This is a genomic window from Streptomyces sp. SAI-127, assembly GCF_029894425.1.
Lineage (GTDB): Bacteria > Actinomycetota > Actinomycetes > Streptomycetales > Streptomycetaceae > Streptomyces.
Genome location: NZ_JARXYJ010000001.1, coordinates 1008903 through 1035797, shown reverse-complemented (window position 1 = coordinate 1035797; position 26895 = coordinate 1008903). Strand labels below are relative to the sequence as shown.

The following is a 26895-nucleotide window of genomic DNA, read 5'->3' as shown; positions in this document are numbered from 1 at the left end:
CCGTCAGCCGGCGGTGCCGGTCACCGAGCTGCCGGACTTCGTCACGTGGTACGTCACGGTGGCTCCGCTCCAGAAGTGGAAGGTGAGTGTCACCGGCGCACCGTCGCGCAGTGCGTTGAGGTAGTCAGGGGTGAGGGTGAGCGCGTTGTCGGGGTAGTCGGGGGAGAAGGCGCCGTTGAACTCCTGGTAGGGCGTCCAGTTGGTGTTGCCGGCGTTGGTGCCGTCGGCGTAGCTGGACTCCATGGTCGCCAGCTGGTCACCACGGTACTGGGTGGGGATGGTGAGACCGCCGGTGGTGCCGGTGGCGTTGGAGAGCACCGGCCGGTCGTAGGTGATCACTTGGATCGGCCAGGCGAGACCGGCGGAGAACCTTGCCTCGATGGTCGCGTTGGTTCCGTAGGCGCGATTGCCGGCCAGTCGGGTCAGCGCGGATGCCGTGAGCGTGAGCTGGTTGCCGGAGACGGTGTAGTCCCGGCCCCGGGCGAGTTGTGTGGTGCCCTGCCAGAGGCCACGGAACGTGAGGCCGTTGGGGTTGAGGGTGAGAGTCTGGGCGGTGATCGCACTGGACTTGGCCAGGAAGACCTGGTCCGTGGAGGCTGTTCCCGAGCGGGTGGTCCAGCTCGACCTGATCCGGTTGATCAACTCCGGGTCGGTCCACTGCAGCGTGCTGCGGCTCAGGTAGGCGAAGGTCCCGGGGTCCCACAGGGCCGTGGTCACGCCGGCGGCGCGGGCCTCGTAGCCGAACTGCTCGAAGTACTTGAAGGCCTCGCCCCGTTCGACGCGGGAGGGGTGGTTGCTGTCGGGGTACGCCAGCAGCCCGTACTCACCGAGGTATACGGGTATTCCCTTGGAGGTGAAGGTGGCGCGGAGCCGGTTGAAGTTGTCCGTCATGTCCTGCTGCGAGGTGGCGTCGAAGCGTGTGCCGCCCGCGACGTTCACGCTGAACGGGTAGTAGCCGTAGTAGTGCACGGTGACCACGAGGTTGGGGTCGTTGAGCGACTTCATCTCGCTGGACAGGGCGTCCAGGAAGGTCTGGCCGGAATTGGTGTGCAGGGTGGGCAGCACGAGCAGACGGGTCGCGTTGTTGCCGCCGGACTGGCGCACGATGGTGTGGAACGCGGTGTTCAGCTCGTCGTTGTACTGGATGCCCTGGGCGTCGGTGGTGTTGTTGAACTGCGGCTCGTTGTTGCTCTCGAAGAGCAGGGTCTGGGCGGAGTCCCTGAACGTGGCGGCGATCTGGGTCCAGGTGGCCTTGAAGCGGGCCAGCACGTTGTCGTGGTCGGTGGACATGGAGGAGATCCACTGCCACGAGTCGTGATGGACGTTGAGCACGACGTAGAGACCGTCCGCCTGCGCCCAGTCGACCACCTGCTTGACGCGGTTCATCCAGGTCGCGTCGATCGTGTACGGGGCCGTCGCGGGCTGGTGGCCCGACCAGGTGACGGGAATGCGGACGCTGCGGAAGCCCTGGGCCTTGATGGTGTCCAACAGGGGTTTGGTGACCGCGGGGTTGCCCCAGGAGGTCTCGTCGGGGATGGCGTCCAGGCTGTTGCCCAGGTTCCAGCTGGGCTGCATCGCGGCCACGGCGCTCATGGGGCTGAGTGCCTTGGCGCTGAGTGCGGCGGACGCGTCCTTGTGGGCCGGTGCCGCGAAGGCGGTGGTGCCGGTCAGTCCGATCGCGGCGATCAGCGCCACCACGAGACCGAGCAGGCGGCCGGGGCCGCTTCTGCCGTGACCGGTGGGGGAGTGCGTTCCCTTCATCTTCGATCCTTCACTGTTGATCGAGCGGACGTTCCGCCCGTGGGGGGAATGGAGTTCGAGGCAGTACGGGCTTGCCGTCCTGGGAGGGCGGCCCGAACTGGTTCAGGGGCCGGTGAAGCCGTCGGCCACCTCGGTGGAGGCCGGGACAGGTGGGGGGAGACCTCCAGGCGGAGCACCACGGGACCGGCGGGCACGCACCGTGATCCCACGGCCGTGCGCAACGGTCCGGCACGGCTGAGGACGCGCACCTCGCCCTCGGCCGCCTCGATCTCGTAGTGGTGCTCCTCGTCCAGTCGGCGAGACCACCGCGCCCCTCGGCCGGGTCGATCAGGGTTCGCGCCCGGCAGGACAGGTGCTCCTGGCGGCGGCCGACGAACATGACGTCCGGCTCGTCCAGGGAGCTGCGGCGGGCACGCAGGGTCCGGGTGCCAGGAGGTCAGCTCGGCGTCCTCCTTCCAGACCGCTTCGTCGCACTGCTCGGGGTTGTAGTCACCGCCGAGGGCCAGGCCGCCCAGGCGGTCGGTGCTGCTGCGCGAGGTCATGGCCGGCCCTTCCGAACGGGGACGTGGGGGTGATCAGTTCTCTGACGTGCCGTCAGCAGCGGTGTGAGCAGAGCTTGTTCGTCATCCGGCTGCGCTCACCGTGGCGCGGCGGTGACGGCGGCTGCTCCGGGCAGGGCCACGCCCGAGGCGTCCTCGGGCCTGACGCGGTGTTGGCTGTGGTCCCCTGTCGCTCGCTGCTCCCGCAGGTCGACTGGGCCACGGCGGCCGTTGTGCCGACGAAGCCTCTCCGGCTCAACTCGTAGGTCATCACGCGGCGCTTCCCATCGGCGTTCGAAGCGTGTCGAAGCGCTTCACCTGGCGGCGAACGTTAATGACATGTTTCTCGCTGAACAAGAGGTACAACGCCAAGAAACTTTCGTATTGCCTGGACGGTGACGCTCCTCGAGGTCGATGGCAGCGTCGAAGCGCTTCAATTCCTCGTCACCAGGCTGGTCAGGGGTTTCCACAGGGGCGCTCCCGCCTTGTCAGCGCTGGCCGGCTTCCGCCGCGCGCCGCCCGCCGAGCGCCTCGCGCGCACGGGGTGTTCCGGCCCACTGAGCCGACCGTCTTCCCGCGGGCCGTAGGGCGGCCGCGATCCGGGACGAGGGCCTCGTGCGCGAGGCGGCCGAGGCCGTGCCGGTCGAACTGCGTGCCTTCTAAGGGGAGATCCGGCCGTGTGGAGAACGTCCGCGCTGACGGCCGGTGCGGGCGGTGGAGAAGACCGACCCCCTCAAGGTCGTCTACATGGGCAGCGCCGGCCCGAGGTGCGCCTCGGCGTCCAGCCCGATGACGATCTCCACGGTGAGCGAGCCGGTGTCCTCCATCGGCGGCGCGACCACGGCGAGTGCCGATCCGGCGATCTCGCCGGTCGCCTGGAGTCGGCGCTCACGCGTGCCGGGACCCCCATTGGCTGGTTCGGTGGGAAGCCGTACAGAGCAGCGCCGGCTGCGCCACGGGCGAGACGCCTCGTGGTGAGACGCGCTCCTCCCTTCGTGACCGACACCGGCCCAGGAGCTCTGTCTACGCAGTCACACGCGACGCGTCAAGGCTTTCGACGGACTCGGATGTCCCGCTCGGCCGAGGATTCCGCCCACGCCTGCGCAAGGTTACGAATCCGTTTCAGGCGCTTGACGGCCGCCGTATGACTGCGTAGACATGGCAGCGCAGTCATACGGCGCCGGTCACCACCGGCCGACACCGGTCACCATCATCTGGAGCCACCATGAGGCGAGGCGCAGGGCGGGGCGGCAGTTCCGGCGCACCGCGCAGTGTGGATGTCGCCCAGCTGGCGGGTGTCTCCCAGAAGACCGTGTCCCGGGTCTACAACGACGAGCCGTACGTCTCCGCCGAAGTGCGCCGACGCGTCCTGGAAGCCGGTGAGGAACTCGGTTACCGGCTGAACAACGCCGCCCGGGCACTGGCCTCCGGGCGTACCCGCTCCATCGGCGTGGTGACGCTCGGTACCGCCCTGTACGGACCCGCCTCACTGATCATGGGGGTCGAACGTGCCGTACGGGACACGGGATACGCCCTGCGCGTGGTCAACACCCTGGAAGGCGACCCCACGGGCGTCGCCGGTGCCGTCGACTCACTCCTGGAGCAGGGCGTCGACGGCATCGTCATCTCCGAACCGATCGACGACGGGCACGGTGACGACCTCTCCGCCCGCGTCGACGTACCGGTCCTCGTCCTCGGGGCGCCACCCCTGTCCATGCCCAGGACACTGGCCGCGGGCGTCGGCGCCGATCTGATGGCGCGTACGGCGACCGAGTACCTGCTGGAACTGGGGCACGACACCGTCCACCATCTCGCCGGTCCGTGGCGGTGGTACGCGGCCCGGGACCGGCTGGAGGGCTGGCGGTCCACGCTCGCCGCGCACGGCCGGACGATACCCCGCGTCGTCGAGGGGGACTGGTCGGCCGCCAGCGGCTACAGAGCAGGTCGCGAGCTGGCCTGCGACCTCGACATGACCGCGGTGTTCGCCGCCAACGACGACATGGCCATCGGTCTCGTCCGCGCGCTGTCGGAAGCCGGCCGACGGGTGCCGGAGGACGTCAGCGTCGTGGGTTTCGACGACATCCCTGTCGCCGCCTACGTGACTCCCCCTCTCAGCACGATGCGCCAGCCCTTCGACACCGTGGCACAGGAGGGGCTCAAACGCCTCGTGCACTCCATCGAGAACCCGGACGCGCCACCCTTGTCGGCCGGTGAACCACCGGTCGACCTCGTGGTCCGCGCCTCGACCGGGCCCCCGCCGCAGGCCCGGACGACCCCGGGCCGAGATCGGGCCCTGGCCTCTTCTCCGAGTGGGAGCCGGACCGGCCCACCCCGGGACGGAGGTGCGTCCACGTACAGCTGATCAGCACCGACCGGCCCGAGGAACAGCGTTCCCCGGACAGGAAAACGTGCGCGAGCCGCCGTATCGGTCCCGTTCCCGCCGGCCTCCTTCACCCACCTCGCACCCACGGACAGTTCGTCACACCGACGACGCGACTCGTCCACCCTCCGAGCGGTAGTCACTGAGCAACCTCGCTGCTTCAGCACTCCGTTCCACCCGTAGCCCTCCCGTCCACAGTTCTCCTCCTTGCAGCAGGTGGAACACCCGGGCGGCGTCCGCGAAGACGCGCACCCGTGCCATGTCGACTTCATGTCCTGGCCGTCGCGTCCGAGCTTCCTGTCTTCCTCATCACCCTCCACTCCTCACAACCCTCCTTTCGCACGCCCGTGCTCGGCGTGCCATTCCTCAGCCATCGGCGGGAGTTCGTCATGCGCAGATCCAACTCCACCCCCAACCAGTCCCAGATGAGCCGTCGGCTCCTGCTCACCGCCGCGGGAGCGGTCTCGTTGGGTGCCGCCCTGTCCGCCTGCGGCGGCGGAGACGGCGGCGGTACGGCCTCCTCGTCCTCGAAGCCGGTCAGCCAGGCCGACATCGACACGGCGATGAAGAAGCCGACCGAGCTGACGTTCTGGACGTGGGTCCCGGACATCGACCAGGAGGTCGCGCTCTTCGAGAAGAAGTACCCGGCGATCAAGGTCAAGGTCGTCAACGCGGGCCAGGGCGTGCAGCACTACACGAAGCTGCGCACGGCGATCAAGGCCGGCAACGGCGCCCCGGACGTGGCGCAGATGGAGTACCAGGCCATCCCCACGTTCACGATCACGGACAGCCTCCTGGACCTGAACCCGTACGGCGCGGCCAAGTTGAAGGACACGTTCGTCGACTGGACCTGGGGGCAGGTCAGCGGCCCCAAGGGTGAGATCTGGGCGATCCCGCAGGACACCGGTCCGATGGGCATGCTGTACCGGGCGGACATCTTCGAGAAGCACGGCATCGAACCCCCGAAGACCTGGGACGACTTCGCCGCCGCGGCACGCAAGCTGCACAAGGCCGACCCGGAGGTCTACCTGACCAACCTGGCCGGGAACGAGGCAGCCGCCTGGCACGGCCTGCTCTGGCAGGCGGGCGCCAAGCCCTACGCGACCTCCGGCAAGGGCAACGTCTCCATCGACGTCGACGACACGATCTCCAGGAAGCTCGCCGCCTACTGGGGCGGCCTGGCCCAGGAGGGTGTCATCGGCGTCGAGCCGGACTTCACCGACGCCTGGTTCTCCGCGCTCAACAAGGGCAAGTACGCCACCTGGATCACCGCTGCCTGGGGGCCGGTCTTCCTCGCCGGCTCGGCCAAGTCCACCGCGGGCAAGTGGCGGGCCGCCCCGCTGCCGCAGTGGGACGTGTCGAAGCCGAGTTCGGGCAACTGGGGCGGTTCGACCAGCGCGGTCATCAAGCAGACCGAGAACCCGATCGCTGCCGCGGTGTTCGCGCAGTTCCTCAACAGCGACCCGGCCAGCGCGAAGCTGTTCAACACCAAGCAGTCGTTCTTCCCGGCGACGAAGCCACTGCTCCAGGACCCGTCCTTCACCGGTGCCGCAGCCTCCTTCTACGGCGGACAGAAGGTCAACCAGGCGTTCGCCGACATCGGTCAGACGGTGAGCCCCGACTTCCAGTGGCCGCCGTTCCTCGACCAGGCCGTCACCGACTGGACCGAGACCGTGGGCACGGCACTCACCAGGAGGAAGGACGCCGTCGCCGCCCTCGACGGGTGGCAGTCGCGGCTCACCACCTACGCCAAGGCCCAGGGCTTCACCGTCAAGGCCCCGTGATGTCCGGCGGGTTCCGTGCCGATGCCCTACGGCGGCGACGCGGGACCCGCGGCCAGGCCGGCCCATCCCACGAGGCCGCCCCTTCCCACCAGAAAGGCCCGATGATGACTGCCACGACCGTGGCCTCCACCGAGGAGCCGCGCCGAGCGGGGCCGAAGCGACGCCCACTCGGTGGCCTGCGTCAAGGTGCGGCGGGTCCCCTGTTCGTCGCACCGTTCATGGCGCTGTTCCTGCTGATGTTCCTCGCCCCGCTCGGCTACGCCGCCTACCTCAGCCTGTTCCGGGAAAAGCTCATCGGCGGGAACGCGTTCGTCGGGCTGGACAACTACGTGACAGCCCTGAAGGACCCGCTCCTGCGCCAAGGAGTCCTGCGGGTCGCGACGTTCTTCGTGATCCAGGTCCCGCTGATGCTCCTGCTGGCTCTGGCCTTCGCGCTCGCGCTCGACAGCGGCCTGCTGCGCCTCGCGCGGGTGATCCGCCTGGGCATCTTCGTGCCGTACGCCGTCCCGAGCGTCGTCGCCACCCTGATGTGGGGCTACCTCTACGGGCCGGACTTCGGGCCGTTCGCCCAGCTGAGCGAGAAACTCGGTCTGCCGGTCCCGCACTTCCTCAGCGACGGATGGATGCTGGGGAGCCTGGCGAACATCGTGACCTGGGAGTTCGTCGGCTACAACATGATCATCCTGTACGCGGCTCTGCGGACCGTCCCCCACGAGCTGTACGAGGCGGCGGCGATGGACGGCGCCGGCGCCTGGCGGACCGCCTGGTCCATCAAGCTTCCCGCCCTGCGCCCCGCGCTGCTGCTCACCCTGCTGTTCTCCGTGATCGGCAGCTTCCAGCTGTTCAACGAGCCGAAGCTGCTGCAGCCCGTCGCACCCGATGTCATCGACAACGCGTACACCGCGAACCTCTACGCCTACTCCCTCGCGTTCACCGGTCAGCAGGTCAACTACTCGGCCGCGGTGTCCTTCTTCCTGGGCCTGGTCATCGTGATCTTCTCCTACGCCGTCCTGTTCATCGCGAACCGCAGGAGGACCTCGTGACGACGACGACTTCCCCTTCCACGTCCCGGTCGGCGCCGCGCACCACCACGGCCGGCACACGGCGGACCGCCCGTGGACAGCGCCGGCGGTCGGCCGGTCGCCGCAGCACACCGCTGACCATCGTCATGCTGGCCGTCCTGGCCTACTTCCTGCTGCCGCTGTTCTGGCTCGCCGTCTCCTCGACCAAGAGCACCCAGGACCTCTTCACCACCTTCGGTCTGTGGTTCTCGCACGCCCCTCGACTGCTCGACAACGTCCGGGAGACGGTCACCCACGACGACGGGGTCTTCCTGCACTGGCTGCTCAACACGGTCCTGTACTCCGTCGGCAGCGCACTCGGTGCCGCCCTCCTGGCCGCCGCAGCCGGCTACGGGTTCGCCAAGTACCGGTTCCGGGGCAACAACGCGGCCTTCGCCCTGGTACTCGGCGCCATCATGGTCCCGACCACCGCCCTGGCCATCCCCACCTACCTGCTCTTCGCGAAGGTGGACCTGGTCAACACGCCCTGGGCCATCGTGCTGCCCTCCCTCGTCAGCCCGTTCGGCCTCTACCTCATGCGCATCTACGCCGCGGACGCCGTCCCGGACAGTCTCCTGGAGGCCGCCCGCATCGACGGCGCCGGTGAACTGCGCATCTTCGTCACGATCGCGCTGCGGCTGCTGGCCCCCGGCCTGGTGACCGTCGTGCTCTTCACCCTCGTGGCGACCTGGAACAACTACTTCCTGCCGTTGATCATGCTCAACGACCCCAAGCTGTACCCCGTCACGGTCGGCCTGTCCTCGTGGGCGTCCCAGGCATTCGGCGGCGGAAGCGGCGCGAACAGCAACATGCTCGCGCTCGTGGTGACCGGCTCCCTCATCTCCGTCATCCCGCTCGTCGTCGCCTTTCTGCTCCTGCAGCGGTACTGGCAGAGCGGTCTGGCCACCGGCGGCGTCAAGCAGTGACGCCCGGCCGACGTCAGCGCCGACGCACCGGCCCCCCCTCATTGACTCTCCGGAGGTTCCCCCATGGCGGTTCTGCCCGCCCGCGTGCTGTTCGGTGCCGCGTACTACCACGAGTACACGCCAGCCTACGACCCTGAACTGCGGCCCGACGAACGGCTGAAGACCGACCTCGACCTCATGGCGGAGGCGAACTTCACCGTGATCCGCGTGGGCGAGTCGGTCTGGTCGACCTGGGAGCCCGAGAACGGCCGCTTCGATCTCGACTGGCTCCAGCCGGTCCTCGACGGCGCCCATGAGCGGGGCATTGCCGTCATCCTTGGCACCCCGACCTACGCAGTTCCGCCGTGGCTGGCCCGCCAGTGCCCGGAGATCACCGGCGAACGGCGTACCGGCGAGCGCATCGGCTGGGGCGCCCGGCAGGAGGCGGACTTCACCCACCCCGCCTTCCGCTTCCACGCCGAGCGCATCATCCGGAAGGTCGTCGCCCGGTACGCCGACCATCCGGCGGTCATCGGCTGGCAGGTCGACAACGAACCCGGTCTGCACCTCTTCCACAACCACGGCGTCTTCCAGCGGTTCGTCGACCACCTGCGCGAGAAGTACGGCGACGTCGAGACCCTCAACCGCGAGTGGGGGCTGGTGTACTGGTCGCACAGCCTGTCGACCTGGGCCGACCTGTGGACCCCGGACGGCAACGAACAGCCCCAGTACGACGTCGCCTGGCGGGAGTTCCAGGCCCGCCAGGTCACCGAGTTCATCGGGTGGCAGGCGGACATCGTCCGTGAGTACGCGAAGCCCGAGCACTTCGTCACCACTTGCATCTCCTACACCCGCCAAGGGGTGGAGGACGACGAGATGTCGGACCGCCTCGACATCGCCTCCGGCAACCCGTACTACGACATGCAGGACGGTCTGCTGCTGCCCGACCCCACATCCGACGAGCACGAGCAGATCTGGAAGACCACCGGCGTGTGGTCGATGTACCAGACCGCCGACTGGATGTTCTCCTCCCGCCAGGAGCCCTTCCTCGTCACCGAGACCAACGCCAACTCCATCGGCTTCGCCTGGGACAACCGGCCCGGCTACGACGGCCAGTGGCGTCAGGCCGCATGGGCGCACGTGGCGCGCGGCGCCCGGATGATCGAGTACTGGCAGTGGCAGACCCTGCGCTTCGGCGCCGAGACCTACTGGGGCGGAGTCCTCCCGCACAGCGGACAGCCCGGCCGCACCTACGCCGAAGTCGCCCGGCTGGGCGAGGAGTTCGCGAAGGCCGGACCGCTCGCCGCCGGACTCGAACCGGACGCCGACATCACCATGGTCTACTCGATGCCGAGCAAGTGGCTGATGCAGAAGTACCCGCCGTTGTCCAAGCCGGACGGCTCGCCGGACCCTGCCGCCTACCACCGCGTCTTCGACCCCTTCTACCGGGGCGCCTTCGACGCCGGCCGCCAGGTGCGGATCGTGCATGCCCGGCAGCTGTATGAGCGGATGTCACCGGAGGAGGCCGCCCGCAGCCACCCCGTGCTGGTGGTACCGGCGCTGTACATCGCCGCCGACGCCACCCTCGACTGGCTCGCCGCCTACGCGCACGCGGGCGGCCATCTGGTCCTCGGCCCGCGCACCGGCTACGCCGACCACGAGGCCCGGGCCCGTCACGAACCGGCGCCGGGCCGCCTCGCCGAGGCCGCGGGTGTCCAGTACGACGAATTCAGCAACCTGGTGGGGACGGTTCCGGTCCGCGCCGTACCCGGTGGTCCGCTCCAGGTGCCCGCGGATGCCGCGGCGACGCAGTGGATCGAGAGCCTCTCGGTCACCGACGCCGAGGTTCTCGCCATGTACGAGCACCCGCACTTCGGCCGCTGGCCCGCGGTCACCACCCGCAGCCACGGCGCGGGCCGCGTCACCACCGTCGGCACGGTGCCGGGCCGCGACCTCGCCGAAGCGCTGGCCGAGTGGCTGGTCCCGGCCGCGAGGAGCGGGTGGCGCGACCTTCCCGCGTCCGTCACCGCGACCACTGGCACCTCACCCGAGGGAAGCCGCGTGCACATCGTCCACAACTGGAGCTGGGAGCCCGCGAGCGTGCCCGCACCGGTGGACCTCTCCGACGCCCTGACGGGCACCTCCATCTTCGCAGGCTCGGCTCTGAACCTCGGCCCCTGGGACGTACGCGTTCTCGCCTCCACCGACGCCGACAGCGCGCCGGCCTCCGAAGCAAACGACCGATCCTGATCCATCCCCTGAGGAGGGGCCATGCAGAGAAGAAGGCTTGGACGAGCCCTCGGAACCTTCGCGGCGACATCCGCGATACTCGCGATACCCATGGTCAGTGCGCAGGCGTACAACCCGACGGGCGGAATCCTCTACCAGCTCGGCAGCGACCCGTGCCTGAAGGGCCGGGGCAACTGCGCCGTCTACCCGAAGTCGGCCCAACTGCCCGGCGGGCGGCTGGTCGCGTCGTTCGAGAAGTCCACCGTCGTCCCGGCGTCGGGCAGCGCCGACGGGCAGACCCTGCCTGTCTACAAGAGCGACGACCACGGCACCAGCTGGCAGCCGCTGTCCGAGGTCAAGGCACCGGCGTACCTCTCCAATGATCCCAAGTACGCCAAGTACACGAGCAACTGGACCAACCCGTACCTCTACGTGCTCCCGCAGAGCGTCGGCGGGCTGAAGGCCGGCACGCTGCTCCTGGCGAGTGTCGTCTCCGGTGACGACTACTACTACAAGGAGCACAAGGCGGCCGACCCCGGCTGGACGCCGAACAACGACGGCGACCGCAGTGACATGGCCATCGCCCTGTACTCCAGCACCGACCAGGGCAGCAGCTGGAAGGTCGTCAACGTCGTCTCGACCGCGGGGCTGGCAGGGCGGCAGCGCAGGCGCGGTGGGGCAGAACATCGCGGCCGCCAACAAGTACCAGCAGGTGGACCCGCTCTGGGAGCCGTACCTGATGGTCTACCAGGGCAAGCTGGTCTGCTACTACTCCGACGAGAACGACTACACCGGCTTCGACCCGGTGACCGGCGTCCCGAAGAAGGATCCCGCCAACGAGACGGCGACCGACTCGCACGGCCAGATCCTCGTGCACCGCACCTGGGACGGCAGCAACGCCGCATGGAGCGATCCTGTTGTCGACATCTCCGGATCCGTCCAGGACATGGGCGGCGGCAAGACCGAGATCGGCGGTGGCAGGCCGGGCATGACGAACATCGTCCGCACGACGGACGGCAAGTGGATGCTCACCTTCGAGTACTGGGGTGGCGGGGCCAACACCCGCTACGCCATCGCCGACGATCCGCTCAAGTTCTTCCGCGGCACCCAGACCGGCATGTCCGTCGGCTCGCTCCCGGTCGTCGCCGGTTCCCACCCGCTCGCGGGCGGCGGCAGCCCGGTCCTGATCCGGCTGCCCGACGGACGCCTGGTCTACAACGCGTCGAACAGCGGCGACGTGTGGGTCAACGAGAGCGGCCGCAGCGACGGCGTGTGGACGGAGTACCAGACCACCTCGCCGGCCGGCTACAGCCGCAACCTCCAGTACGTCGACGGCACCGGCCGTATCGCGATCCTCAACAACCAGGGCACCTCCACGATCGCCTACGCCGAGGTCGACCTCGGGGATTCGGCCGGCACCTACTACCGGCTCGTCAACCGCAGGACCGGCCAGGTGATCGGCACCGGCAACAAGACCAACGACGCGAACCTCGGCAACGGGGACGTGCCCGACGTGGCCCTGGAGGACGCCGGTGCCGCGGCGGACCAGGACACCCAGTACTGGCACGTCGTGACCGAACCGAACGGCGGCACCACCCTGCTGAACAAGTCGGGCGGTCGCGCGGCCGCCATCTGGACCGGCAACGCCACGGCCGGCCAGCGGATCGGCCAGTGGGTCGACAACAGCTCGTCGGGCAGCTGGAACCTCGTCAAGAAGCCCGACGGCTACTACCGGCTCCAGGCCGTCAAGAACACCGCCCTCTACCTGACCGGAGCATCCGCGGGAGCACCGCTGACCCTCCAGAGCGCCGCCGACGACGGCTCACAGGACTGGAAGCTGGTCCGCTAGGTCACCGGAGGAACCTGGGCGGGTTCCGGCTCGATCGCCGGAACCCGGCCACGTCAGTTGTAAAATTCGCGTGCATGCGTGTTCAAGGCGGGGGTAGACGGATGATCATCGGTCGGCGGGCAGGCTGACACGAGACCGAACACAGTGGGAGGGGCACATCATGGCGACGACGACCGTGCGGACCGCCGGACAGACGGTGACCATGCCGGAGATCACCGACCCGTCCCAGGTGGCTCCCAAGGACGCGCGGGAGTTGTCGAAGCTGTTCTTCGAGCAGCTCGCGGTGCTGGAGGAAGGCACGCCCGAGTACCAGTACGCGCGCAACACACTGATCGAGATGAACATCTCTCTGGTCCGTTACGCGGCCGGCCGGTTCCGCAGCCGTGGCCATGAGGAGATGGAGGACATCGTCCAGGTCGGCATGATCGGCCTGATCAAGGCGATCGACCGGTTCGAGCTGTCCCGCGAGGTGGAGTTCACCTCCTTCGCCGTCCCCTACATCGTCGGTGAGATCAAGCGGTTCTTCCGCGACACCTCCTGGGCCGTGCACGTGCCTCGCCGGTTGCAGGAGGCCCGCGTGCAACTGGCGCGCGCGAGCGAGGAGTTGAGCAGCCGACTGGGCCGGACGCCGACCACCAGGGAACTGTCCGAGCTGATGAGTCTGCCCGAGGAGGAGATCGTGGAGGCCCGACTGGCCTCGAACGGCTACAAGTCGGCTTCTCTGGACGCGGCGATCGGCGGCAGCGAGGACGGCGAGAGCGTGCTCGCGGACTTCATCGGCAACCAGGACCCGGCGCTCGGCCTGGTCGAGGACTTCCACGCCCTCGCACCGATGATCGCCGAACTCGACGAACGCGACCGCAAGATCATCCACTGGCGCTTCGTCGAGGAACTCACCCAGGCCCAGATCGCAGAACACCTCGGCGTCTCCCAGATGCACGTCTCCCGCCTGATCACCCGTCTGCTGACCCGCCTGCGCGAGGGCATGCTCAGCAGCCACTGAGGCTTGAACCTCAGTGATGAAGCCCTGCTTCAATCAGCCCCATGCTTCGGCATGAAACCCTTCTGACCAGAGCCTGTTCCGTAACGTGGTCGGCTGGAGCCGCATCGCCGACCAAGGCGGCTCCAGGTGCCGTCCTCCCGTTCGAGAAGGTGGGGTACTCCCGCAACCCCGCCACCAGGGAGGTCGGGGCAGGCCGTCTTCCATACCGGCGGCCTTCGGCGCACAGCCGACAGCAGGTGAATGTCCCAGGCGGTCAAGCGGGTCAGGTGGCCATCGGGTCGTCTCGCTGCGAGCGCTGTCGGTGTCGGCCGTACGAGCGGCTTCGTGCGGGTGGGGGAGGGGGCTCAGCCATGGATCGGCGGTCTCTGGATGGCCGGGCGGGTGGCGGCGAGGATGGGGGCATGGACAAGAAGGATCTGGCGGAGTTCCTGCGTTACCGGCGTGAGATGTTGCGTCCCCGCGACGTCGGGCTGGTCGAGGGGCCGCGCAGGCGTACGCAGGGGCTGCGCCGCGAGGAGGTCGCGCAGCTCGCCGGCATGTCCACCGACTACTACGCCCGGCTGGAGCAGCAGCGTGCTCCGCAGCCCTCGGTCCACGCTCGGGCAGGTCTTCCACACGGCCCGGATCCACGGGACCACACCCGCAGCCGCGGCCACGGAACTCGCCGGGCAACGCGTTCGCATGGGCCGCCGGGCCGAGGAAGCCTGAGCGTGCCGACACTCCGCCCGTCGCTCAGCTGTCGAAGTCGACGGTGAGGGTCTCGGAGGCGGGGTACGTCTGGCAGGTGAGGACATAGCCCGCGGAGACCTCAGCCGGTTCCAGGGCGTAATTGCGGCGCATGTCCGCGTCGCCGTCGGTGACGAGGGCCCGGCAGGTTCCGCAGACGCCGCCCTTGCACGCGAACGGCAGGTCGGAGCGGGCCTGTTGGGCACCGTCGAGGACGCTGCGGTCGCGGGGCGCGGTGTACGTGGTAGCCCGGCCGTCGAGGACCACGGTGACCTCGGTCCCGGGGCCTCGGTCGGTGGTGTCCTCGCGGGCGTTGGTGGTTGCCTCGGGTGGTTCCTCGTCGGCGTGGAACAGTTCCTGGTGGACACGCTCCGCCGGGACGCCGAGTCCGGTCAGAAGTGCGCGGGTGTCGCGCACCAGGCCGTGCGGGCCGCACAGCCACCAGTGGGCGACCTCCCGGACGTCGAGGAGAGCGTCGAGCAGCGCGGTCAGCCGCCTGGTGTCGAGGCGGCCGGAGAGCAACTCGGCCTCGCGCGGCTCGCGGGACAGGACGTGGGCGAGCTGGAAACGGGCCGGGTGCCGGTCCTTCAGGTCGGCGAGTTCGTCCGCGAACATCACGGTGCCGGTGCGCCGGTTGCCGTACAGGAGCGTGACCCGCGCGTCCTCGTCCGCGGCGAGGACGGACGCGGCGATGGACAGCATCGGCGTGACACCCGACCCGGCGGCGACGAGCACCTGATGGCCGAAGCCGCCGGCACTGGTCGGATCCGGTGTGAACGCACCGGCCGGACCCATGACCTCCACGGTGTCCCCGGGGCGTACGTCGTGCACGAGCCAGGAGGAGAACAGGCCGCCCGGTACCACGCGGACGCCGATGCGCGGCGCCGTACCCGCAGGTGAGCAGATGGAGTACGAGCGCCGTTCGTCGCGACCGTCGATCTCGCGGCGCACGGTGAGGCACTGACCGGGCCGGAACGCGAACTCGGCGGCCAGGCGGTCAGGGACGTCGAAGGTGAGGGCGGCCGCGTCGGCGCACAGTGGTTCCACGGCGGACACCCGCAGGGCGTGGAAGGCGGGGCGACGGCGGGCCCGGACGGGGAACGAAGTCATGGCAGGTCCTTGACGTGGGCGAACGGCTCCAGACACGTGCGGCAGCGACGGAGTGCCGTGCAGGCGGTGGCGGCGAAGTGCGAGATCTCCTCGGTGTCGGCCGAGGCGCAGCGCGGGCAGGGAACCTCGGGCGGCTTGGCGGTCAGGCTCAGCCAGGTCCGGGCCGGTGCGGGACCCGGCGCGTTTCGTGGGCCGGGCGGTGCGATGCCGTGCTCCGTCAGCTTGCGGCGGCCCTCGTCGGTGATCCGGTCGGTGGTCCACGGCGGGTCGAGCACCGTGACCACCCGCACGTCGGCGAAGTCGGCGGCCACTAGCCGGGCCGCCACCTCGGCACGCATCTCGGCCATGGCGGGACAGCCCGCGTACGTCGGGGTGAGCCGTACGACGACGGTGCCCTCCGGCGTCACCTCGACGCCATGCAGCACTCCGAGGTCGGCGAGCGTCACCATCGGCAGCTCGGGGTCGGGAACCTCCGCGGCGATCCGCGACGCCCGCTCCGCGGACGCCGTCACCACGACGCGTCCGGGTGGGCGCGGGCCACGCTCTGCAGTTCGGCCAGGAGGGGGGCCAGGTGCGGGGTGTGCTGCCCGTTCCTGCCGGAACCCGGGACCGGGGACGCCCGCGCATCGAGCGGGGACACGCCGGCGGAGCGATTCAGCCCGGCATCGGCCAACACGTGGAACAGCTCAAGGCGGGTCCGCGCGGCTACGGCAGCCGGCTCCGCGCCGAGGCGCGCGGCCGTACCGTCCGACAGCAACTCGTCCAGCCAGGGGGCGACTTCGTCGAAAGCGGCCCGCATCCGGGCGGCGGACTCGTCGGTGCCGTCACCGAGCCGGACCGTCCACTCGGCGGTCCAACGGCGGTGGTAGGCCAGCTCCTTGACGCTCTTCGCGGCGATCGCGCCCAGCACCGGGTCGGGTGCGGTGGTGAGCGCCTCGCACACGGCCAGCCGCCAGACGGACAGCACCAGCAGGCGAGCGACGGTGAACGCGAAGTCGCCGCCCGGCAGTTCGGCGAGGCGTATGTTGCGGAAGTCCACAGGGGCGCGGAAGTAGGCGTACGCGTCCTCGCCACGGCCCGTGCCGTCGGCCCGGCCCGCCCTGGCGTACAGCAGACGTGCCTGGCCGAGGAGGTCGAGTCCGATGTTGGCCAGCGCCAACTCCTCCTCCAACTCCGGGGCGCGGGTGCACCATTCGGCCAGCCGCTGCGCGGACACCAGGGCGTCGTCGCCGAGCGCCAGACAGCAGGCGGCCAGGTCTGCCGCGTCGACTCCGTCCGGCACCGCCTGGTCGATCCCGTGCAGGGGGTCGGTGAACCCGGTGCCGAACGCCCACCGTGCGCCGTCGCCGTCGACGTACAGGTCCTCGTCGGTCATGCGCTGCTCCTAAAGGTCCGGAATGGTCCCTAGATGTGGGGGACGTCGTCGGGGATGTCGTAGAAGGTGGGGTGCCGGTAGACCTTGTCGCCGCTGGGCGCGAAGAAGGGGTCCTTCTCGTCGGGCGCGGAGGCGGCGATGGTGTCCGAGCGCACGGCCCAGATGCTCACGCCCTCGTTGCGCCGCGTGTAGAGGTCGCGGGCGTGCAGCAGGGCCATGTCGTCGTCGGCGGCGCGCAGGGAGCCGACGTGGACGTGGTTGAGCCCGCGCTTGCCGCGCACGAACACCTCGTACAGCGGCCAGTCGGCCTTGCTCGTGGGGCTCATGCGGCCGCTCCTTGCCGTGACCGGGCGGTGCGCTTGGCGGCGTGCGCGGCGGCGGCCCGCCGTACCCAGGCGCCCTCCTCGTGCGCGGCCCGGCGGCGGGCGATCCGCTCGGCGTTGCACGGTCCGTCTCCGGAGACGACCCGCTTCAGCTCGTCCCAGTCGGGGGTGGAGAAGTCGTGGTGGCCGCGCTCCTCGTTCCAGCGCAGGCCCGGGTCGGGCAGGGTGACGCCCAGCTTCTCGGCCTGCGGGACGGTCATGTCGACGAAGCGCTGCCGCAGGACGTCGTTGGAGTGCCGCTTGATCCTCCAGGCCATGGAGCGCGCCGAGTTGGGGGAGTCGTCGTCGGGCGGGCCGAACATCATCAGGGACGGCCACCACCAGCGGTCCACGGCGTCCTGCACCATGGCGCGCTGTTCGTCGGTGCCGCGCATCATGGTCAGCAGCAGTTCGTAGCCCTGCCGCTGGTGGAAGGACTCCTCCTTGCAGACGCGGACCATGGCACGTCCGTAGGGGCCGTACGAGGTGCGGCACAGCGGGACCTGGTTGCAGATGGCGGCACCGTCCACGAACCAGCCGACCACCCCGACGTCGGCGAAGGTGCGGGTGGGGTAGTTGAAGATCGAGGAGTACTTCTGGCGGCCGTCGATCAACCGCTCCGTCATGTCGGTGCGGTCGGCGCCCAGGGTCTCGGCCGCCGAGTAGAGATAGAGCCCGTGCCCCGCCTCGTCCTGCACCTTGGCGAAGAGGATCGCCTTGCGGCGCAGCGAGGGCGCCCGGGTGATCCACTCGCCCTCCGGCTGCATGCCGATGATCTCGGAGTGGGCGTGCTGGGCGATCTGCCGGACGAGCGTGGCCCGGTAGGCGTCGGGCATCCAGTCGCGGGGTTCGATGCGCTGGTCACGGGCGATGGTGTCCTCGAACACGGACGTGTTCATGGAGGCGGGTGTTTCTTGCACGGGTGGTCCTTTCAGGGGGGACGGGCAGTCAGCGGCCACGGAAGACCGGGCCTCGCCGTTCGAGGAAGGCGGTGACCGCCTCGTGGTGGTCGTCGGTGCTGCCGAGTCGCCGCTGGACGACGGACTCGCGCTCCAGCGCCGCCGGCAGGGCCGTGGTGGCCGCCGACCGCAGCAGCGCCTTGGTCTCCCGGTGCGCGGCGCTGGGCCCGGCGGCCAGCGTGCGGGCCAGGGCCACGCCCTCGGCGGCGGCCGAGCCGTCCGCCACGACGCGGTGCACCAGCCCCCACTGCTCGGCGTCCCGCGCGGAGAAGGTGTCGCCGAGCAGCATGAGTCCGGCGGCGCGGGACGGACCGAGCTGCCGGGCCAGTGCGCGGGCGACGCCCGAGTCCGAGGCCAGGCCGACACCGCCGAACGCGGTGGCGAAGCGGGCACGCTCGGCCGCCACACGTACGTCGGCGCAGAGCGCGAGGCCCAGTCCGGCGCCGACACAGGAGCCCTCGACCGCGACGACGAGCGGGATCGGCAGTGCGTGCAGCTCCTTCACCAGCGGGTTGTAGTGCTCGGGGATGTTGGCGAAGGCGGTGGCGGGCGAGGTCTTGAGCAGGTGGGCGTGTTCCTTGAGGTCCTGGCCGACGCAGAAGTGCCGGCCGCGCGCGGTGATCAGGGCCGCCCGCACCTCGCGCCGGGCGTCCGTGGTCAGCCGCCGGGCGGCCATGAGGAGGGCGCCGCGCAGGTGGGCGTCGAGCGCGTTGCCGGTCGTGCGGCCGCGCAGTTCGATCACGGCCACGGCGTCGGTGACCTCGTACGACACGCCGTGCGAGGCGGGGCTTTCGCTCGATGCCCGCGGTCTTTCGCTCACTGCCATCGGTAGAACCCCCGACCGGTCTTGCGGCCCAGCTCACCGCGGGCGACTTTCTCCCGCAGCAGCCGCGGCGGCGCGAACCGTTCGCCGAGTTTCGTGTGCAGGTGCTCCGCGATGGCGAGGCGTACGTCGAGTCCCACCACGTCCGTCAGCCGCAGCGGGCCCATCGGGTGCCGGTAGCCGAGGCGCATGGCCGTGTCGACGGCCTCCGGGTCGGCGACGCCTTCCTCGACCATGCGGATCGCCTCGAGACCGAGGGCGAGGCCCAGGCGGCTGCTGGCGAACCCGGGCGAGTCCTTGACGACGACGTCCTGTTTGCCGAGGGCGTGGGTCCAGCGGACCGCCGCTGCCCTGGTCGCTTCGGTCGTACCGGGGGCCAGGACCAGTTCGACGAGGGCGGACACGGGCACGGGGTTGAAGAAGTGCATCCCCAGGAACCGCCCGGGACTCCGCAGCACCGCCGCGAGTTCGGTGACGGACAGGGCGCTGGTGTTGCTGGCCAGCACACATCCGTCGTGCACGACGTCCTCGGCGGCGGCGAGCAACTCGGCCTTGAGAGCGGCGTCTTCGAAGACGGCCTCGACGACCAGGTCGGTGTCGTGGGGCAGTTCGGCGATCGAGGAGGCGACGATGACACGGTCCGGCACTCCGAGGGTCTGCGGGCCGGCGAGCGTCCCGCGCTCGGCCGCCTGCCGAAGTCCTTTGGTCACCCGCTCCATTGCCGCGGACGCCGCGGACTTGTCGCGCTCCACCACGACCACACGTGATCCGGCGGCCGCGAAGGACTGGGCGATCCCGGCGCCCATGCGACCGCCGCCGATGACCCCCACCACGGGGGGTGGTGCTGCTGCCGAGGTCATGCCCGGCCTCCCTTCTTCTCCAGGAAGCGCGTCATGCGCCGCTGTTTGTCCGGGCTCTCGAAGAGCACCGCCTGGGCGAGGTCGTCGGCCACGGGGTGAGCCCCCGAGGCGTCGGTGACGAGCTTCGTGAGGCGCAGGGCGAGTGCCGAGGAGCGGGCTATCCGGTCGAGCAGCGCGTGCGCCGCGTCGGCCAGCCGGCCGGTCGGTACGACGTCCATGACCAGCCCGCACGCGAGGGCCGCGGGGGCGTCGAGAGTGCGTCCGGCGAGCAGGACCTGCTTGGCCACCGACTCGCCCACCAGTTCTCGCAGCCGCCAGCACGCACCGGCGGCGGCGAGGATGCCGAGGCCCGGTTCGGGGTTGCCGAAGACCGCGTCCGTCCCGGCGATCCTGAGATCGCAGGCGTACGCCAACTCGGCACCGCCGCCCAGCGCCCAGCCGGGCACGGCGGCCACGGTGGGCAGGGGCAGCCTGCGTACCCGCTCGAACAGGCGGCTGTTGATCCCCTCCAGCGCCTCGTCCCTGCCGCGCCGCCGCAGTTCGCCGATGTCGGCCCCGCCGGCGAAGACACCGTCGTGCCCGGTGAGCAGGAGCAGTTTCGGTGTGCGCTCCAACTCCTCGCACACGCGGTGCAGTTCGGCGATCATGCGACCGTTGATGGCGTTGCGGGCGGCGGGCCGCCGCAGGGTGACGACCATCCGGTCCGCCCGCTCCTCGACCGACAGAGTCTCGCGCGTGTTCATACGCGCTCCACGAGCATGGCCACGCCCTGTCCGACCCCGACGCAGAGGGTCGCCAGGCCTCTCCGGCCGCCCTCCCGTTCCAGTCGGCCCAGCAGGGTGAGCAGGATGCGGGCGCCGGAGCAGCCCAGGGGGTGGCCGAGAGCGATGGCGCCGCCCTCGGCATTGACGCGGTCCGGATCGAGCTTCAGCCGGTGCATGACCGCGAGGGCCTGGGCGGCGAAGGCCTCGTTGAGTTCGATCGCGTCGAGGTCCTCGACCGTCCAGCCTGCCCGCTCCAGTGCCTTGGCGGTGGCCGGCACCGGGCCGAGCCCCATCAGGTGGGGCTCGACCCCGGCCGAGGCGGCGGTGACGATCCGGGCCCGCGGAGTCAGTCCGTGGCGCTCCACCGCGGCCCCGCTCGCCACCACCAGGGCGGCGGCCCCGTCGGACAGCGGCGAGGAGTTGCCCGCGGTGACGGTGCCGCCCTGCCGGAACGCGGTGCGCAGGCCGCTCAGCTTCTCCAACGTGGTGGTCGGGCGTGGCCCTTCGTCCTCGGTCACCTCACCGTCCGCCACCGGCACCGGGACGATCTCCGCCGCGAAGCGGCCCGCCGTCCGCGCGGCCACCGCCCGGCGGTGACTGCGCAGCGCGAAGGCGTCCGCCTCCAGGCGGCTGATGCCGTCCAGGGCGGCGACCTCCTCCGCGGTCTCGCCCATCGACAAGGTCGTCGTCGCGGGGAAGCGCGGGTTGGTGAAGCGCCAGCCCAGCGAGGTGTCGTGGACGTCGCCGGGCCGGGCCCAGGGTGTGCCCGGCTTGGCCGTCACCCACGGCGCGCGGGTCATCGACTCGACCCCGCCGGCCACGATCAGCTCGGCCTCGCCCGCCCGTATCGACTGTGCGGCGGACGCGACGGCCGTAAGTCCGGAGGCGCACAGCCGGTTGACGGTGTATCCGGGCACGGTGTGCGGAAGTCCCGCCAGCAGTACGGCCATCCGCGCGACGTCCCGGTTGTCCTCGCCGGCCTGGTTCGCGGCGCCGAGGATCACCTCGTCCACGAATTCGGCCGGGGCCCCGGAGCGTCGCACGGCCTCGCCGACGACGAGCGCGGCCAGGTCGTCGGGGCGTACGGGGGCCAGCGCCCCGCCGTAACGGCCCTGCGGGGTACGGGCCCCGTCGATCAGGTAGACCTCATCGGACATCGGTGGGCTCCACGTGCTCCTGGTGGGGTGCGTGACGGCGGGACTGGAGGACGGCGAACCGGCCGGTGACGAACGCCGCGTCCGTCAGGGTCGCGTTGGCGGCCGGGTTGGCCGACGTGCCGTGGAAGTCGCTGAAGGCGGCGGACTGGTTGGGGAACACCTCGCCGGTCAGGTTCTCCGACAGGTGCACCCCGGCCTCCAGCGCCGTCGCGCGCGCCGCCGCCGGCACGTCCTCGCCGGTCGCGTACACGCAGGCGGTGAGCGCGCCGTGGCTCCGTACGGTGTCGTGCAGGACGCGCAGGGAGTGCGCGGTGTCGTCGGTGGCGATGACGAAGGAGACCGGACCGAACCACTCGCTCGTGTAGGTCTTCTCGTCGGCCTCCGCGTCGAGTCGGGCCACCAGCGGGGTGCGGACCACGGCGTCCGGGTGGTCGGGGTGCGTCACGGCCCGTGTGGCATGGGTGGTACGGCCCAGGGCTGCCGCCTCCTCCAGACGCGCGAGGACTCCGGGGTTCACGATCGCGCCGAGGGTGGCGACGGCGCGGGCCGGGTCGCCGAGCAGGTCGTCGAGCGCGGAGCCCAGATCGGCGGCGAACTCGTCGGCGGTACGCGGTCCTTGGTCGGTGGGGAACCCGTCGCGGGGGACGAGGATGTTCTGCGGGGTGGTGCACATCTGCCCGCTGTAGAGAGACAGCGAGAACGCGAGGTTGCGCAGGAGCCCGGCGTAGTCGTCCGTGGAGTCCACGACGACGGTGTTGAGACCCGCCTTCTCCGTGTGCACGGCGGCCTGGCGGGCGTTGGTCTCCAGCCAGTCGCCGAACTCGCTGGAACCGGTGAAGTCCACGATCCGCACGTCGGGGTGGGTGGCCAGGGCGGGAGCCGTGCGCTCCTCGGGCCCCGAGGCGGCCAGCAGCACCACGTCCGGGTCGAAACCGGCCTCCGCCAGCACCTCACGGGCGATCCGCACGGTGATCGCCAGCGGCAGCACGGCCCGCCGGTGCGGCTTGACGATCACCGGGTTGCCGGTGACCAGGCTCGCGAAGAAGCCCGGATAGCCGTTCCAGGTGGGGAAGGTGTTGCAGGCGATGAGCACGGCCACACCGCGGCCGACCGGGGTGAACGTCTTCTCCATCACCAGCGGTCCGCCCCGACGCCGGGGCTTGCTCCAGAGCGCGGTGGCCGGGTGGCGCCGCTGTGCCTCCCAGGCGTACGCCACCGCTTCGAGGCCGCGGTCCTGGGCGTGCGGGCCGCCCGCCTGGAAAGCCATCACGAAGGGCTGGCCGGTGGTGTGCTGGACGGCGTGCGCGATCTCGAAGCTCGCCGCGTTGAGGCGGGCCAGGATCTCGGCCGCCACGCCGGCCCGGACATCGGGGCTCGCCGAACGCCACGCCGGGGCCGCGGACTTGGCCCTCGCTACGGCGGCCTCGGGCGCCGGATGCGGGTAGCTGACGCCGAGGGGGAAGCCGTACGGCGACACCTCCGTGGCGGGGACGGTGCCGGCGGTGGGGTGCCCGTCGAGCGGGAACGGGCGGTCGAGGAGGGCGCGGAAGGCTTCCTCGCCCGCCTCCGGTGCTCCGACCCCGTACACCGAGGCGCTGGGGATCTCCGGATACGGCGTCCAGTAGCCGCGGTCGGTGGTGCGGGCCACGGCCTGTTCGAGCAGGTCCGCGTGGCGGGCGTAGAAGGTTGATGACATGAAGGCTCCAGGCCGAACGTTCGGTCGGTGGATGGGTGAAGTGCGCCCAGGCATGGGGCAACAAAAAAGGGAGTGTTGGTCAGATGTCGGCGAGCAGGACTGCCGGGCGTTCCACGCAGTGGGCCACGAAGCGCAGGAAGCCGCCGGCGGTGCCGCCGTCGCAGACCCGGTGGTCGAAGCTGAACGACAGCTGCGTGACCTTGCGGACGGTCAACTCGCCGTTCACCACCCATGGTTTGTCGATGATGCGGCCCACACCGAGAAGCGCTGCCTCCGGGTGGTTGATGATGGGTGTGGAGCCGTCGACGCCGAACACGCCGTAGTTGTTGAGGGTGAAGGTGCCCCCGGTCAGCCGGTCGGGCGGCAGCTTTCCGGTCCGGGCAAGCTCGGTCAACCGGGCCAGTTCGGTGGCCAGTTGGACCGTCGTGAGCCGGTGGGCGTCGCGGACGACGGGGACGACGAGGCCGCGTTCGGTCTGGGCGGCGAAGCCCAGGTGCACCTCGTCGAAGCGCAGGATCTCCCGGCGCTCGGTGTCGACGGTCGAGTTGAGTTCCGGGTAGCGGCGCAGACCGGCGACACAGATGCGGGCGAACAGGGCCAACAGGCCGATGCGTCGGCCGGGTTCGGCGGCCTCCAGCGCCCTTTTGGCCTGGAGCAGGCCGGTCGCGTCCACGTCGACCCAGGTGGTGGCGTCGGGGATCTCGGTACGACTGCGCGCGAGCTTGTCAGCGACGGCCTTGCGGATGCCGCGCAGGGGGATGCGGACGGGGCCGTCGCCGGCGGGCTCCGGGGTGGCGGTGGATTCGGTCGAGGCCGGTTCCTGTCGGGCGACAGCCTGTTCCACGTCCCGCCGCAGGACGACCCCGGCCGGACCCGAAGGTGTCAGCGCGGCGAGGTCGATACCGTGGTCCCGGGCCAGCCGCCGGACCAGCGGCGAGATGACGCGGGGAACGTGCGCCTCCGTGACCGGTGCGGGTGCGGGCGTCTCCGGTGCGGCGGCCGCACGTCGGCGGCGACGGCGCGGCGCGGGCTCGTGCCCGGTGCCGTAGCCGATCAGGACGTTGCCGGAACCGGCCTGTTCCTCCTCGCGGTACCGGTCGGCGGCGGTGTCCACGACGGTCGGTTCCGGCGCTGCGGGTGCCTCCGCTCCCACCGTGATCAGCGGTTCGCCCACCCCCAGCGGCGTTCCCGCCTCAGCGTGCAGCCGCAGCACCATGCCCGCGTACGGCACCGGCACCTCGACCGCGGCCTTGGCGGTCTCCACCTCGACCACGATCTGGTCGATCGTCACGGTGTCGCCGACGGCGACCTTCCACTCGACGATCTCCGCGTCGGTCAGCCCCTCGCCGAGGTCGGGCAGCCGGAACAACTGCTCCTGCAACGTCGCGGTGGTCATGCGACCGCTCCCTTCACCAGGTGCCGGGTGTCGGGCTCGTCGGCGAACTGCAGGCGGTCGACGGCGTCCAGGATCCGGTCGACGCCGGGCAGGTGCGCGTGCTCCAGCTTCGGCGGCGGATACGGGATGTCGAATCCGGCCACCCGCAGCACGGGAGCGGCGAGCGAGTGGAAGCAGCGCTCCTGCACCCGGGCGGCGATCTCCGCGCCCACCCCCGCGAATCCCTGCGCCTCCTGCACGACCACACAGCGTCCGGTCCTGCGCACCGACTCCGTGACGGTCTCGTCGTCGAAGGGCACCAGCGTGCGCAGGTCCACGACCTCCAGCTCGATCCCGTCCTCGGCGGCGGCCTCGGCCGCGGCCAGCGCCACCGGGACAGATGGGCCGTAGGCGACGACGGTGGCGTCACGCCCCGCCCGCCGGATCGCCGCCCGCCCGAACGGCAGCGCCCCGCGCGTCTGAAGGTCGGTGTCCTCGCGCGACCAGTACAGCTTCTTCGGCTCCAGGAACACCACCGGGTCGGGGTCCGCCACCGCGTCCCGCAGCAGCCAGTACGCGTCCTCGGCCGTGGCCGGGGTGACGACCTTCAGGCCGGGTGTGTGCGCGTAGTAGGCCTCGCTGGAGTCGCAGTGGTGCTCGACCCCGCCGATCCCGCCCGCGTAGGGGATACGGATCACCATCGGCAGGCCGATCCGGCCGCGGGTGCGGTTGCGCGTCTTGGCGACGTGCGAGGCGATCTGCTCGAACGCCGGGTAGGCGAACGCGTCGAACTGCATCTCCACCACGGGCCGGAAGCCGCCCATCGCCATGCCGACCGCCAGCCCGACGATGCCGGCCTCCGCGAGCGGGGTGTCGAAGCAGCGCTGCTCGCCGAAGTCGCGGGTCAGCCCGTCGGTGATGCGGAAGACCCCGCCGAGCGGACCGACGTCCTCGCCGAAGACAAGGACTCGTTCGTCCTCGCGCAGCGCGTCGCGCAGGGCGGTGTTGAGCGCCTGCGCCATCGTGACCTTGGCCATGGTCGTCAGTCCTCCTGTGCCTGGGTGGTGTCGGCGAGTTCGGACGCCAACTGGGCTCGCTGCTCGCGCAGTTGAGGGGTCGGCTCGGAGTAGACGTGGTCGAACAGCTCCAGCGGGTCCAGTACGGAGTCCGCGTTCATGCCGTCGCGCACCCGTGCCGCCAGCTCCTCGGCCTCCTCCCGCAGCGCCGCCACGCCCTCGTCGGTGAGCGCGCCACGCGAGCGCAGGTACGTCTCCAGCCGGTCGACCGGATCGGCGGCCCGCCACTGCTCGACCTCGTCGTCCTCCCGGTAGCGGGTGGCGTCGTCGGCGTTGGTGTGCGCGTCCATGCGGTAGGTGTGCGCCTCGACCAGGACGGGACCGTGGCCCGCCCGGGCGTGCTCCACGGCCGCGGTCAGCACCGCCAGCACCGCGACCAGGTCGTTGCCGTCGACCTGCTCGGAGCGCACCCCGTAGCCGATGCCCTTGTACGCCAGGGCGGGCGCCGCGGTCTGCCGGGCCAGCGGCACCGAGATCGCGTACTTGTTGTTCTGTACGAAGAAGACGACCGGGGCGCGAAAGACGGCGGCGAAGTTCAGCGCCTCGTGGAAGTCGCCCTCGCTGGTCGCCCCGTCCCCGACGAGCGCCATCGCCACGCCGTCCTCGCCCTTGCGGCGCAGCGACTCGGCCATGCCGACGGCGTGCAGTACCTGGGTGGCCAGCGGGGTGCACTGGGGGGCGGTACGGGTGGCGGCGGGGTCATAGCCGCAGTGCCAGTCGCCGCGCAGCAGCGTGAGCACCTGAGCGGGGTCGATGTCGCGGGTCACCAGGGCGACGGAGTCGCGGTAGGTCGGGAACAGCCAGTCGTCGGGGCGCAGGGCGAGCACGGCGCCGATCTGGCACGCCTCCTGGCCGCGGCTGGACGGATAGACGGCGAGGCGGCCCTGCTTGGTGAGGGCGGTCGCCTGGGTGTCGAACCGGCGGCCCAGGACCATCCGCCGCCAGGCCTCGCGCAGGGCCTCGACGGGAGGCTCGGTGTAGTCGGCCGGCGGCCTGGCGACCGGTGTGCCGTCCTCGGCCACGAACCGCACCGGCGTCAGGGACGGCAGGAGGCCCTGGACCGTCTGGCGGAGGCTCTTCACGGACATGGAGGGCACTCGC

The 26895-nt window shown here is 70.6% G+C and carries 21 protein-coding genes and 3 pseudogenes; 9 read left to right on the top strand and 15 right to left on the bottom strand.

All coding sequences use genetic code 11. The annotated features are described in order from the left end of the window. Positions 1 to 3: 3 nt before the first annotated feature. Both M2157_RS04995 and M2157_RS04990 read right to left on the bottom strand, forming a co-directional pair. Positions 4 to 1761 carry a cellulase family glycosylhydrolase gene (locus M2157_RS04995; RefSeq protein WP_280864548.1) on the bottom strand — a complete coding sequence of 586 codons (1758 nt, stop codon included), beginning with the start codon at positions 1759 to 1761 and terminating at the stop codon, positions 4 to 6. A 155-nt stretch (positions 1762 to 1916) separates the two neighbouring features. Next, positions 1917 to 2182, bottom strand: a pseudogene (locus tag M2157_RS04990) (glycoside hydrolase family 43 protein); the annotation flags it as partial. 1343 nt (positions 2183 to 3525) lie between these two features. Between M2157_RS04990 and M2157_RS04985 the strand changes: the two are divergent. The 9 genes and pseudogenes from M2157_RS04985 to M2157_RS04945 all read left to right on the top strand — a co-directional run bounded on the left by M2157_RS04985 (position 3526) and on the right by M2157_RS04945 (position 14219). Then, positions 3526 to 4662: a LacI family DNA-binding transcriptional regulator gene (locus M2157_RS04985; protein WP_280860575.1), complete on the top strand. Its 1137-nt coding sequence runs from the start codon at positions 3526 to 3528 to the stop codon at positions 4660 to 4662. Between the two features lie 407 nt (positions 4663 to 5069). Further along, on the top strand, positions 5070 to 6464 hold the full coding sequence (locus M2157_RS04980; protein ID WP_280864547.1) for an extracellular solute-binding protein: 1395 nt from the start codon (positions 5070 to 5072) through the stop codon (positions 6462 to 6464). A gap of 104 nt (positions 6465 to 6568) precedes the next feature. Further along, positions 6569 to 7507 (top strand): sugar ABC transporter permease, encoded by a 939-nt coding sequence (locus tag M2157_RS04975; RefSeq protein ID WP_280868165.1) that lies wholly within the window; start codon positions 6569 to 6571, stop codon positions 7505 to 7507. Between the two features lie 113 nt (positions 7508 to 7620). Then, on the top strand, positions 7621 to 8451 hold the full coding sequence (locus M2157_RS04970) for a carbohydrate ABC transporter permease (protein WP_280863695.1): 831 nt from the start codon (positions 7621 to 7623) through the stop codon (positions 8449 to 8451). A gap of 63 nt (positions 8452 to 8514) precedes the next feature. After that, positions 8515 to 10680 carry a beta-galactosidase gene (locus M2157_RS04965; RefSeq protein WP_280864546.1) on the top strand — a complete coding sequence of 722 codons (2166 nt, stop codon included), beginning with the start codon at positions 8515 to 8517 and terminating at the stop codon, positions 10678 to 10680. A 21-nt stretch (positions 10681 to 10701) separates the two neighbouring features. Next, positions 10702 to 12508, top strand: a pseudogene (locus M2157_RS04960) (RICIN domain-containing protein). 160 nt (positions 12509 to 12668) lie between these two features. Beyond that, positions 12669 to 13511 carry an RNA polymerase sigma factor SigF gene (locus tag M2157_RS04955; RefSeq protein ID WP_280860571.1) on the top strand — a complete coding sequence of 281 codons (843 nt, stop codon included), beginning with the start codon at positions 12669 to 12671 and terminating at the stop codon, positions 13509 to 13511. A gap of 401 nt (positions 13512 to 13912) precedes the next feature. After that, positions 13913 to 14101 (top strand): annotated as a pseudogene (locus tag M2157_RS04950) (helix-turn-helix transcriptional regulator); the annotation flags it as partial. Next, entirely contained in the window at positions 14085 to 14219 is a 135-nt protein-coding gene (locus tag M2157_RS04945) for a hypothetical protein (protein WP_280863871.1), read from the top strand. The pseudogene M2157_RS04950 and the gene M2157_RS04945, both read left to right, overlap by 17 nt. Positions 14220 to 14243: 24 nt before the next feature. Here the strand turns inward: M2157_RS04945 and paaE are convergent, their stop codons facing one another. From paaE to pdhA, 13 genes are all read right to left on the bottom strand, one after another. Further along, complete coding sequence (gene paaE / locus M2157_RS04940; protein WP_280860570.1) at positions 14244 to 15347, bottom strand: 1,2-phenylacetyl-CoA epoxidase subunit PaaE; 1104 nt, start codon at positions 15345 to 15347, stop codon at positions 14244 to 14246. After that, positions 15344 to 15862, bottom strand: coding sequence for a 1,2-phenylacetyl-CoA epoxidase subunit PaaD (paaD, locus tag M2157_RS04935; RefSeq protein WP_280860569.1), 519 nt, complete (start codon positions 15860 to 15862; stop codon positions 15344 to 15346). Before paaD ends, paaE begins: the two co-directional genes overlap by 4 nt. Further along, positions 15856 to 16722: a 1,2-phenylacetyl-CoA epoxidase subunit PaaC gene (gene paaC, locus M2157_RS04930; protein WP_280864545.1), complete on the bottom strand. Its 867-nt coding sequence runs from the start codon at positions 16720 to 16722 to the stop codon at positions 15856 to 15858. The genes paaD and paaC overlap by 7 nt, the downstream gene beginning before the upstream one ends. Before the next feature lie 29 nt (positions 16723 to 16751). Beyond that, a complete protein-coding gene (gene paaB, locus M2157_RS04925) occupies positions 16752 to 17048 on the bottom strand; it encodes a 1,2-phenylacetyl-CoA epoxidase subunit PaaB (protein WP_057613396.1) in 297 nt (98 codons plus the stop codon). Further along, on the bottom strand, positions 17045 to 17983 hold the full coding sequence (gene paaA, locus M2157_RS04920) for a 1,2-phenylacetyl-CoA epoxidase subunit PaaA (RefSeq protein WP_280860567.1): 939 nt from the start codon (positions 17981 to 17983) through the stop codon (positions 17045 to 17047). Before paaA ends, paaB begins: the two co-directional genes overlap by 4 nt. A 49-nt stretch (positions 17984 to 18032) precedes the next feature. After that, positions 18033 to 18869 (bottom strand): enoyl-CoA hydratase-related protein, encoded by an 837-nt coding sequence (locus tag M2157_RS04915; RefSeq protein ID WP_280864544.1) that lies wholly within the window; start codon positions 18867 to 18869, stop codon positions 18033 to 18035. Beyond that, on the bottom strand, positions 18860 to 19726 hold the full coding sequence (locus tag M2157_RS04910; RefSeq protein ID WP_280864543.1) for a 3-hydroxyacyl-CoA dehydrogenase family protein: 867 nt from the start codon (positions 19724 to 19726) through the stop codon (positions 18860 to 18862). The genes M2157_RS04915 and M2157_RS04910 overlap by 10 nt, the downstream gene beginning before the upstream one ends. Beyond that, entirely contained in the window at positions 19723 to 20469 is a 747-nt protein-coding gene (locus tag M2157_RS04905) for an enoyl-CoA hydratase/isomerase family protein (protein WP_280864542.1), read from the bottom strand. Before M2157_RS04905 ends, M2157_RS04910 begins: the two co-directional genes overlap by 4 nt. Continuing rightward, entirely contained in the window at positions 20466 to 21647 is a 1182-nt protein-coding gene (locus tag M2157_RS04900; RefSeq protein ID WP_280864541.1) for a thiolase family protein, read from the bottom strand. The genes M2157_RS04905 and M2157_RS04900 overlap by 4 nt, the downstream gene beginning before the upstream one ends. Then, positions 21637 to 23343, bottom strand: coding sequence for a phenylacetic acid degradation protein PaaN (paaN, locus tag M2157_RS04895; RefSeq protein ID WP_280864540.1), 1707 nt, complete (start codon positions 23341 to 23343; stop codon positions 21637 to 21639). Before paaN ends, M2157_RS04900 begins: the two co-directional genes overlap by 11 nt. A gap of 79 nt (positions 23344 to 23422) precedes the next feature. Then, on the bottom strand, positions 23423 to 24739 hold the full coding sequence (locus tag M2157_RS04890) for a dihydrolipoamide acetyltransferase family protein (protein WP_280864539.1): 1317 nt from the start codon (positions 24737 to 24739) through the stop codon (positions 23423 to 23425). Next, a complete protein-coding gene (locus M2157_RS04885; RefSeq protein WP_280860560.1) occupies positions 24736 to 25755 on the bottom strand; it encodes an alpha-ketoacid dehydrogenase subunit beta in 1020 nt (339 codons plus the stop codon). The genes M2157_RS04890 and M2157_RS04885 overlap by 4 nt, the downstream gene beginning before the upstream one ends. Before the next feature lie 5 nt (positions 25756 to 25760). Beyond that, positions 25761 to 26882, bottom strand: coding sequence for a pyruvate dehydrogenase (acetyl-transferring) E1 component subunit alpha (gene pdhA, locus M2157_RS04880; RefSeq protein ID WP_280864538.1), 1122 nt, complete (start codon positions 26880 to 26882; stop codon positions 25761 to 25763). Between the last annotated feature and the right edge of the window lie 13 nt (positions 26883 to 26895).

Bases quoted from the DNA above. Each gene is read 5' to 3' on its own strand.
- paaA (WP_280860567.1), bottom strand. From the start codon at position 17,983: ATGAACACGTCCGTGTTCGAGGACACCATCGCCCGTGACCAGCGCATC.
- M2157_RS04885 (WP_280860560.1), bottom strand. From the start codon at position 25,755: ATGGCCAAGGTCACGATGGCGCAGGCGCTCAACACCGCCCTGCGCGAC.
- paaC (WP_280864545.1), bottom strand. From the start codon at position 16,722: ATGACCGACGAGGACCTGTACGTCGACGGCGACGGCGCACGGTGGGCG.
- paaE (WP_280860570.1), bottom strand. From the start codon at position 15,347: ATGACTTCGTTCCCCGTCCGGGCCCGCCGTCGCCCCGCCTTCCACGCC.
- M2157_RS04955 (WP_280860571.1), top strand. From the start codon at position 12,669: ATGGCGACGACGACCGTGCGGACCGCCGGACAGACGGTGACCATGCCG.
- M2157_RS04905 (WP_280864542.1), bottom strand. From the start codon at position 20,469: ATGAACACGCGCGAGACTCTGTCGGTCGAGGAGCGGGCGGACCGGATG.
- M2157_RS04890 (WP_280864539.1), bottom strand. From the start codon at position 24,739: ATGACCACCGCGACGTTGCAGGAGCAGTTGTTCCGGCTGCCCGACCTC.
- M2157_RS04915 (WP_280864544.1), bottom strand. From the start codon at position 18,869: ATGGCAGTGAGCGAAAGACCGCGGGCATCGAGCGAAAGCCCCGCCTCG.
- M2157_RS04980 (WP_280864547.1), top strand. From the start codon at position 5,070: ATGCGCAGATCCAACTCCACCCCCAACCAGTCCCAGATGAGCCGTCGG.
- M2157_RS04965 (WP_280864546.1), top strand. From the start codon at position 8,515: ATGGCGGTTCTGCCCGCCCGCGTGCTGTTCGGTGCCGCGTACTACCAC.
- paaN (WP_280864540.1), bottom strand. From the start codon at position 23,343: ATGTCATCAACCTTCTACGCCCGCCACGCGGACCTGCTCGAACAGGCC.
- M2157_RS04900 (WP_280864541.1), bottom strand. From the start codon at position 21,647: ATGTCCGATGAGGTCTACCTGATCGACGGGGCCCGTACCCCGCAGGGC.
- M2157_RS04910 (WP_280864543.1), bottom strand. From the start codon at position 19,726: ATGACCTCGGCAGCAGCACCACCCCCCGTGGTGGGGGTCATCGGCGGC.
- pdhA (WP_280864538.1), bottom strand. From the start codon at position 26,882: ATGTCCGTGAAGAGCCTCCGCCAGACGGTCCAGGGCCTCCTGCCGTCC.
- paaB (WP_057613396.1), bottom strand. From the start codon at position 17,048: ATGAGCCCCACGAGCAAGGCCGACTGGCCGCTGTACGAGGTGTTCGTG.
- M2157_RS04995 (WP_280864548.1), bottom strand. From the start codon at position 1,761: ATGAAGGGAACGCACTCCCCCACCGGTCACGGCAGAAGCGGCCCCGGC.
- M2157_RS04985 (WP_280860575.1), top strand. From the start codon at position 3,526: ATGAGGCGAGGCGCAGGGCGGGGCGGCAGTTCCGGCGCACCGCGCAGT.
- M2157_RS04975 (WP_280868165.1), top strand. From the start codon at position 6,569: ATGACTGCCACGACCGTGGCCTCCACCGAGGAGCCGCGCCGAGCGGGG.